Raw genomic sequence first — 2,022 nt, forward strand, 5'->3', positions numbered from 1 at the left:
GTTGACATTGGTCGGGGAATGCACTCTTTTTGTCCGGGCATTCATCCCACGCTCCCCTACGGGTGAGACGTGGGGCTTCTGCCCGATTAAGCTAAATTACTTGCAAAAGTAGCCGTATCCACCGCCACTTCTACAATAAATTGGTATTTTGGCTGTTGAGGAGTTCCGGTCAGTGCCATCGAAGCAAAATCAATAGGAGGTAACGGAGGACTAAGGCTAGCTCGTTGTTCGTTGATGCGTTCGGTGTAGATCGCCAATCCCTGGAGTAACCGAGTCACCACTTCTACTAAAGAAGAGTCTAGGGTGAGCGGGTTGTTGGAAATTTGGGAGAAATTCAACTTCACCTGATTATTGCCGACAAACTCAATTGCTCCAGCGGGAAGATAATTCCCTAATTCAGTAAAAGTTAGCGTCATAGCTGGTCAACCTTAAATTCAATTGTTTCTAATTTCGCTCGTACAACTTGTATGAGGTCTTCCGTAGAATCGCTCTCAATCCCTCGGTATTCCCAAATTCCTAAAGTTAGCTCCTTTAACCACCGCATAGGCTGAAATCGCAAGCGATAAGAATCAGCAAGTTTGGGAAACACCACTAACTGCATAGAATTGAGGGGAATCATTCGCTGACTGCCATCTATAGCAGTTGTCGGTGTGCTTTGCAGCCCCTCGAAAACTACTGAATCATCAACCGCTACCCCATCAATCTGTTGATGAAGGTAGCCGGCACGATACCAGCTAGGCTTTGCTTTAAAGGAAGTTGCGCCTACCAAAAAAATGCGACAGTGGGTGAGGTAGGGGAGTTCTATAGGGTCGATGTAAGTAGTCCCGTATCTATACTCTTCAGCGCGGCTTGTCATCAGCCTTTGAAAGTAAGTCAACTCCCACGCCCCCAACTGAGTGAAGTTAGCATTTAGCATGGATTCCAACAATTATCAGCAAGCTGATAAACATCAAATTCTTGCTGATCCAAAAAATCAAGAAAGGTATCAGCTTCTAGCTTTCCTGACAAGAAATCTTCCTGCATCCTAACAACTGCCCACATGCGAATGAATTCTTCAAGAAATTCTCCCTGGGATTGACCGGGATGGATGATAATTTCATTCTCTCGCTCTAATCGCTCAAAAAAACCACTCATCAACCACTACCTGTCAGCACAAATCTCTCTGGTTCAAAAGAGACACGCCCGTACGCCCCACCAAGTTTTCCTTTAACTGCTGTAAACACTGCTCTGACTTCATCATCTAAAGCCGCAACTGATTGAATGGAAATCGGAGCAGTAAAAGTGCTTTGAACTCGGCTACCGCGCTCACCCCTGACATAGCGAATATAAGGACGTTTGCTGGCGACCGCTTTAACTAAATTTGGAGTCCCATCGGCGACAACTGCTTTAACCTTTGCGGGTTGAGCGCCTCTTGGCAATGGTTCCTGTGCGCCTGCATCTTGCAATCGTAGATTAGCTACTCCGAAAAACTCTACCGCTTCTTTAGACGCTTGTACAAGATATCTTTTAGCAGCCTCACCAGCAGCAATTTGCATTGGTTTGTAAGCATAAGGAGTTCTGGGAGAGCGCCGAGTGGGGGCACCTTCTTCTCTTGCTGGCGGTTTATACGCGGCTTTGTTTTGAGCGTATTGAAGCTGTCTTTTTAATTGTTCAACGCTTTTTCTGTTTGCCATTTGAGAATATGGATAAACGTCGATTTAGTTCTAGCACGCGTTTTCGGGCATAATTTTCAACGAGATAACTTTAAGTAGTCGAATAATTTTTTGTAATAAGTTGTTTTAGACGCGTTCAATTACTTGTGATTTTCGACTATTCCCGGTGGCTACAAGGTTAACTGGGTGAGGTTTTCCCCAAATGTATAATTGGGCGAATTGAAACTTCACGTCTACGCGCCGTCTACGAACGGGTTTTCTTGCTGTCCGCCCATAAACGCGATGAGTACCAGGATTTAGCGAATAAGTGCGGTCGTGTTCTATATATTGAAAACAATCCCGGTTAAAAGGGTGCTCTTGAATTTCTAAT

The 2,022-nt window shown here is 45.0% G+C and carries 4 protein-coding genes; all 4 read right to left on the reverse strand.

What is annotated here, in order from left to right; genetic code table 11:
* Window positions 1-86: 86 nt before the first annotated feature.
* Genes QH73_RS25550 through QH73_RS25565 form a run of 4 tightly spaced genes read right to left on the reverse strand, consistent with a single transcriptional unit; the run spans window position 87 to window position 1,673 of the window.
* Window positions 87-416 (reverse strand): hypothetical protein, encoded by a 330-nt coding sequence (locus QH73_RS25550; RefSeq protein ID WP_132867558.1) that lies wholly within the window; start codon window positions 414-416, stop codon window positions 87-89.
* On the reverse strand, window positions 413-856 hold the full coding sequence (locus QH73_RS25555; protein WP_132867559.1) for a hypothetical protein: 444 nt from the start codon (window positions 854-856) through the stop codon (window positions 413-415). The genes QH73_RS25550 and QH73_RS25555 overlap by 4 nt, the downstream gene beginning before the upstream one ends.
* A gap of 53 nt (window positions 857-909) precedes the next feature.
* Window positions 910-1,134 (reverse strand): hypothetical protein, encoded by a 225-nt coding sequence (locus QH73_RS25560; protein WP_132867560.1) that lies wholly within the window; start codon window positions 1,132-1,134, stop codon window positions 910-912.
* Window positions 1,134-1,673: a hypothetical protein gene (locus QH73_RS25565; RefSeq protein ID WP_132867561.1), complete on the reverse strand. Its 540-nt coding sequence runs from the start codon at window positions 1,671-1,673 to the stop codon at window positions 1,134-1,136. The genes QH73_RS25560 and QH73_RS25565 overlap by 1 nt, the downstream gene beginning before the upstream one ends.
* Window positions 1,674-2,022: the final 349 nt, after the last annotated feature.

It is taken from the genome of Scytonema millei VB511283 (genome assembly GCF_000817735.3).
Classification (GTDB): Bacteria; Cyanobacteriota; Cyanobacteriia; order Cyanobacteriales; family Chroococcidiopsidaceae; genus Chroococcidiopsis; species Chroococcidiopsis millei_B.